A 6,678-nucleotide genomic window follows, 5' to 3' on the forward strand; every position below is an offset into this window, starting at 1 on the left:
CTTTTTAATAGTCGTTTATATTATTTTTGTCCATTTCATCATTTTTCATGATAATAATGAATCATAATAACGCTATTCTTTTATCTTTTTAAGTTGTTCACCGATCATTTCCCCAAGTTGGAATCCTTTAGATTCTTCTGGGAGTTCATAATCAGAAAATTCCGGTTCCTTCTCTTCAAGCTCTTTTATACTTAAAGATAATCTTTGAATATCTTCATTTGCTTCAAGAACCTTCACTTTAATGGTTTGCCCCTCTTTAAGCACCTCATGAGGAGTTCCAATATGCTTATGTGAAATTTGAGAAATATGGACCAATCCCTCTACACCTGGAAACACTTCTACGAAAGCACCATAGGAGACAAGACGTTTTACAACACCGTCAAGAACAGAATCTTTCGGCGCTTTTTCAGCAAGATTATGCCATGGTCCAGGTAAGGTTTCCTTAATGGACAATGAAATTCTCTCATTGTCTCTATCTACATTCAATACTTTAACATTTACTTTCTGACCTACTTGGACAACATCAGCCGGTTTTTGAACATGCTCATGCGATAACTGAGAAATATGGACTAAACCATCAATCCCCCCGATATCAACAAATGCCCCAAAATCGGTGATCCTTTGAACTGTTCCTTCCAAAACTTGCCCAGGCTGCAGTGAATTAAGAAGAGCTAATTTCTGCTTGCCAATTTCTTCCTCAACAACGGCGCGGTGAGAAAGGATTAAGCGATTTTTCTCTTGGTCCAATTCAACAATTTTAAAAGCTAATGTCTTATCCTTATATTCCGAAAAATCTTCAACAAAATGAGCTTCAACGAGAGATGCAGGAACAAACCCTCTTACACCTAAGTCAACAACGAGACCGCCTTTAACGACATCTTTGACTTCTGCTTCAAAAATCTCTCCCGTTTCATATTTTTGTTCTAAAACGCTCCATGCTTTTTTAGCATCTGCTTTTCTTTTAGATAAAATTAAAGCATCCTCTTCAACTTTAGTTACTTCAAGTTCAAGCTCTTGACCAACTTCTACAACATCGCTAGCCTTTTCAATATGCAGACTAGAAAGCTCGCTAATTGGAATAATTCCATCCAGCTTGCTGTCTTCAATATTCACGATTACCTGCTTTTCTTCAACTTTGGAAACAGTACCGGTGACACTATCACCGATCTCAAAATTCTTCACTTCTACTTGATTCATCTCTTCGGACATATGTACTCCTCCTTAATCCAATCGCTACTTCCTAAAAAAGAAAAATATTAATGAATTAATTCATTTTCCAAACATCACTCCGAAAGAATTATAGTTAAAATTATAATCCTTCAGACAATTCAAATGTCATGTTCAAACAATCTGCACTTTTCTATAACTTCTTACAAATGCTTCTATTTGTCAAGAAAGAAGAATCACACATTCTTCTTATGAGCCTCAATTAATAGGCGAATTTCATTCATAATCACTTCTGTTGTTTCTTCAGGTGAAGCTTTAGTTTCTCTAAGCCGTTGCATATCAATGGGCTTTCCATACACGACTTTTAATTTCGAAAAAGCTTTATAAGGACCAATGATCGCGCACGGTACAACTTCAGCATCTGTTCTTAAAGCAAAAAAACCAGCTCCCGCCAATCCTTTGCCAAGCTCTCCTGTTTTACTCCGAGTTCCCTCGGGAAAAAGACCTAGAACCTTGCCCTCTTTTAATACTTTAAGTCCTTTGCGAAGTGCTTCTCTATCACTCATACCTCGCTTCACAGGAAATGCGTTTAAATGAGGAAGCAATTTCCCAAGAATAGGTACTGAAAACAACTCCTCTTTCGCCATAAAATGAATCGTCCTCGGAGCTACAATTCCTACTATCGGAGGGTCAAAATTATGGATATGGTTTGCACAAAGTAAAACCCCACCGTCTTTTGGAAAATTCTCCTTGCCTATCACTTCCATCCGATAGATTGGTTTTAAAATTCCATATACAACTGATTTTGCAAATGAATAAAAAGACATCTCATCCGATCCTTTCCATTGCCAATGTCATAATTGATTCAACGACTTCGTCTATTGATTTAGATGTTGTATCAATAACAACAGCATCATCCGCTTTTTTCAAAGGGGCTACTTCCCTCTCAGAGTCAAGCTTATCCCTTGCGGCAATTTCTTCTTTTAATGTTTCTAAATCGGAAGGATAACCTTTTTCGATATTTTCAGCATGACGTCTCTGGGCTCTTTCCTCTACACTAGCAAGAAGAAATATTTTAACCTCGGCAGTAGGAATGACATGTGTTCCAATATCCCTACCATCCATCACCACTCCGCCCTCTGCTGCCAAGTTTTTTTGCCTTCTAACCATCTCTTCTCGAATCATTCGATGCCTAGCCACAATGGAAACATGATTCGTCACTTCAGAACCACGAATTTCACTGGAAACATCTCTTCCATTTACCAATACCCGTTGGCCATTTTCCGAAGGCTTTAAAAGTATTTCTGTTTTTTTTAAAAGCTCCAGTAATTGTACTTCTTCTTGGAGATCGATCCCTTTCTGTAACGCCTGAAAGGTTAATCCTCTATACATGGCACCTGTGTCTACATATATATAATTCAATTTATTGGCCACAATTTTAGCGACTGTACTTTTTCCTGCAGCAGCAGGACCATCTATAGCAATGGAAATTCTGTTCATAATTCCTCCTAGTTGTTGCACCATATCTACTAAAATATAGCAGATGAATGTTTGGCTTTATCTTCAAAGCAAAACTTCATTTGCTGACTCTATTTTAACATATGAATCCGAAATGACATTAGAAAAAAGACAGCTATTTTTATTTTTTCATCTCCACATAGGATTTATGTTTAAATTTTATTCGATCAAAAAATGAAGCAGTTTCCTGCTTCATTTCATTCCATTAAAAGTCTCCAGTAAATCAGAAAAATTTGTATCTGATACCCCCTCATACTGAGTGATTTCTTTTAATTCAGGTAGTACATTCCATTTATGTAAAAAAATCTGCGTTAATAACAGAAATAAAAATTGCACAATAATTATTTTGATCATAATTCTTTCTATCGTTTTCATCTTTACGCCCCCAATGCAAATTTAACGATTATTTCCATTATGGGATTTTAAGAAGAAACTTATTCTATTTTCAATATTTTCTTTATTCTAGTAGTCCTTTTTTCTTCATGGCAACTTGACGATCAAAGCAAAAGCGCAACAAAATTTGGCGTTGATGTGAATCTACCCCATTAAACTCAAGGGAAACCTTGTTCCTTCTTCCATCGAGCGGAATAACCCGTACAACTTTAGCTTGAATACAGAAATAATGATACTCTCCATTTTGCATCGGAAAAACCATCCATGCCTGAACCATCAGCCCGTTATATAAATTCAAATCACTTGGAACGATAATGGCCGCTCCACCTGCACTTATATCATCAGTTACAGTAACAAATGGCTTTATTTCACCTTCCAAAGGATGAACTGCCACATCGACAGAAGTTTCAATACGTACATATTGACGACGCTGAATTCTCATAAGAAGCTCATCTCCTGGATAGGAGAGAATCATCATTGGAATATTTTGTTTGACTCTTCCAATCACTTCTGTCTCAAATGAATACACTGTCCCATCCTTCATTACAAAGGAACATTTAAGCTGAGTGCCATCAATAAAAAAAGCTGACTTACTTGTCATTATGTTTATCGGATAGTCAATATAAAGATGTGTTCCTTTTCTTTCTGCTAACTTGCATTTATACTTTTCCACTTTATCCCTATTTTTCAATTCCAAAGTAAGTGGGTCGCCGATTTTTAACATCTCATCACACTTTCCATAAGTCATTATTCTTTTGATCAATTCATAAGCACGATCAAACTAAATGCGAAAATTGACCTATTATTTTTCATTATGACACGGCTGAACATAAGTGTGCAAGCTAAAATAGAGACAAACTACCTACCCACAAAGGACTACCTCAAAAAAAATGAAGTAGTCCTTGCATTAATACGAATCTTTTTCTAATTTTATTAAACAACATCTTCATAAATTGGTTCTGCATTCTGTAACTTTTCCACTTTTTCCTCTACACCACTATTAGCATTAATAAAAATGCGATAAGTATCGTCTCCAAGTGTTCCTAAAAATTCATAGCAAAGAACTTCTTCGTTTAAATCATTAATGACAATCGCTAAGTTTTCTTCCATTACCTCAACATTTGGATTGATTTCCTTTCTTACTTCATCCGCTGTCATCGTTGGTTTGGCAATTTTCCTCTTATGATGTGCTTTCAAATAATCATCTGCGGAAAACCCAATGATATTGCCATTATCCAGCGCAACTTTTACACGAATTGCATCTGGATAAACGCGAACATCATTTTCATTTGTAACAAAGGTGAAGACTCCAACATTATCAAACTGACTACTTTCAAATAAGTCTAGGTTTTCAAAGTTATTGTCTTTTAAAAATTTGATCGCTTTATTGCTGGCATCATTCAAACTAATTTTTTGCTCTTTTACATCCCTTGAAACGATAAACCAAATTGGATAGCCCCCTTTTTTCGTGATATCCATATTCGCTTCAAGCTTTGATTTTTTATCTATTATGGAAACGCTATAAAAACCAACGTCCGCCCCTTTTCCATTATCGGTGGTTTGAACCGTTACATTCTCTCCAAATCCAGTATATTTTTTCGCTGTTTGTTCCGCTTCTTGTTGCGTTATATCATCGCCTTCTAAATACTGATAAAGATTGTCCTTCTTTTGCAAGCTAACAAAGGTAGGTCCAAAATCCGTTTCTCCATAGCTTTCTACTGTTTTCTCAACAGTTTTAAACCCATCTATAATCGTATTGTCCAGCGGTTGTTCTTCCGATGCTAGGGCAAGCTCAACATCCATCCATCTTAAATTATTGTTTAATACTGTATGCTGAACACCCCTTAACTCTTTTTGTATATCGGCAGACTGAGCATATAAATCCTTCAGGGTATTATATTCTTTATCCGATAATGGTTCTTTTTCCAAATCTCGAACCGCAGTACGATAACTGAAATCTCCAATTTGGGCTAAAAACTCCTCTGTTTTGTTAAAAGGGAGCAAGGTGAGAGGAAGTTGCCCCACATCACTATGTGCCTGTGCAGTTATTTTCCATACATCAGCAAGTGCAGGAGATAGAGATTTGCGTGAGTTCATTGCCAATGTCGTACCAATTTTATCGTTCAATAAATCTATTTGATAAGTTAAATCATGAAAAGCTCTTTGGTAGTTATTTTCAGCATTAATCAAAATGGCATTTTTTTCTCGATGCTCCTGGTACCCCCAAAACGCTGTCCCTGCGACGCCTAGAGCTAATACTCCGATAAGAATTCCTCTAATCATCTTAATCTCACCCCTCTATTTACAGAATATATGCTTTCCGATCCGTTTAATTTGCGGCCTTGTCCATATCCAACCACTTGTTGCCGTATCTGGGTTGAAATAGTAAATGGCATCACCGGTAGGATCCCAGCCATTAATTGCGTCTAAGACCGCTTTTCTCGCTTGTTCATTAGGAGTCAACCAAATTTGTCCATCAGCGACCGCTGTAAATGCACGAGGCTCAAAAATAACACCTGATACAGTATTTGGAAACGTTGCACTTTCAACGCGATTTAAAATTACAGCAGCAACTGCGACTTGACCAACATAAGGCTCTCCTCGAGCTTCACCGTAGACGGCATTGGCCATAAGCTGAATGTCATTTTGTGAAAAACCGTTTGGTACATTTGCAGCTGTTGGTTGTTGAGGCTGCTGATTTGCTTGTGGAGCCTCATTGTTCTGCCCTTGATTTTGTTGTGGAGGTGTTTTTTGCCCTTTATTTTCTTGCTGGGCTGGAGCTTTCTGTCCAGTTTGTTGCTGAGCAGGTGCTTTCTGTCCTCCTTTTCCCTTAGCAGCGCCTCCTGATTTCTCAGGTCCTTTTTGTTTGTTTAAGTCCACACCACCATAATGTGTGAACCTATTTCCTTTGTTAATTTGTTCCTTCACATGTTGTTCATGATATTGCGATGCCCTAACGAGCATATCCTTTGTTTTCTGACCCGCTAATCCATCAATTGGCAGGCCAAATTCATATTGAAAATTTCGAAGTGCCCAATAAGTACTCCAGCCGAAAACCCCATCTATTTTCTTGTTATAAAACCCTAAATACTGGAGCCTTGACTGTAATTCAATAACATCATCTCCTACTGCACCATGCTGGATGACTTGACCGGAGAAAGCTTCTACAGTCTTCTCGCTGGTACTCAATGGAACACAAATTATACAAATTGAAATAATAAGAAAGACTTTTGATAATAAAAGCTTCTTGTTCATGAATGCACCCCCAATTGAATTTGATTCCTAGCAGAACTTTGTTTCCTGATCTCGTGTTAAAAGGCAATGTACTCCACTTGAGCCTATTTTTTGTATTAAGTGGGTTTTTATTCAAAAATCAAGTCGCTTTCTTAAAATGAACACATGAATTAAAGAAGAAACAGAACGAAAGCCCAACTGCTTGTGCTTATATGGTAAATGCAATCTTAAAAAAAAATGATAATAAGAGGGTGGGACAAAACCCATCTCTAAAATGAAAAAGCCAGTGAAATTTTACGACACGTAAAATTTCACTGGCTTTGATTCATTTTTGTATAAAAATAAGGACCTCTTCTGATAAAATTA

Annotated in this window: 7 protein-coding genes; all 7 read right to left on the reverse strand. The window is 36.9% G+C overall.

Features of this window, described 5'->3' with window-relative positions; all coding sequences use genetic code 11:
* Positions 1-72: 72 nt before the first annotated feature.
* Positions 73-1,209, reverse strand: a complete 1,137-nt coding sequence (gene rpsA, locus FCJ93_RS06705; protein WP_137743178.1) for a 30S ribosomal protein S1 — start codon at positions 1,207-1,209, stop codon at positions 73-75.
* 194 nt (positions 1,210-1,403) lie between these two features.
* Entirely contained in the window at positions 1,404-1,994 is a 591-nt protein-coding gene (locus FCJ93_RS06710; RefSeq protein WP_095306561.1) for a lysophospholipid acyltransferase family protein, read from the reverse strand.
* A 1-nt stretch (position 1,995) separates the two neighbouring features.
* On the reverse strand, positions 1,996-2,670 hold the full coding sequence (gene cmk, locus FCJ93_RS06715; RefSeq protein WP_095306598.1) for a (d)CMP kinase: 675 nt from the start codon (positions 2,668-2,670) through the stop codon (positions 1,996-1,998).
* Between the two features lie 207 nt (positions 2,671-2,877).
* On the reverse strand, positions 2,878-3,060 hold the full coding sequence (locus tag FCJ93_RS06720) for a DUF5359 family protein (protein ID WP_095306562.1): 183 nt from the start codon (positions 3,058-3,060) through the stop codon (positions 2,878-2,880).
* Between the two features lie 82 nt (positions 3,061-3,142).
* Positions 3,143-3,802, reverse strand: coding sequence for a flagellar brake protein (locus FCJ93_RS06725; RefSeq protein ID WP_095306563.1), 660 nt, complete (start codon positions 3,800-3,802; stop codon positions 3,143-3,145).
* A gap of 209 nt (positions 3,803-4,011) precedes the next feature.
* The gene (ypeB, locus tag FCJ93_RS06730) at positions 4,012-5,361 is read right to left on the reverse strand and encodes a germination protein YpeB (RefSeq protein WP_095306564.1); all 1,350 of its coding nucleotides are present in this window, start codon (positions 5,359-5,361) and stop codon (positions 4,012-4,014) included.
* Positions 5,362-5,376: 15 nt separating this feature from the next.
* Positions 5,377-6,333, reverse strand: coding sequence for a spore cortex-lytic enzyme (gene sleB / locus FCJ93_RS06735; protein WP_211344091.1), 957 nt, complete (start codon positions 6,331-6,333; stop codon positions 5,377-5,379).
* Positions 6,334-6,678 lie beyond the last annotated feature (345 nt).

Origin of the sequence: Robertmurraya siralis, assembly GCF_005502275.1 — a bacterium.
GTDB lineage: Bacteria > Bacillota > Bacilli > Bacillales > Cytobacillaceae > Robertmurraya > Robertmurraya siralis.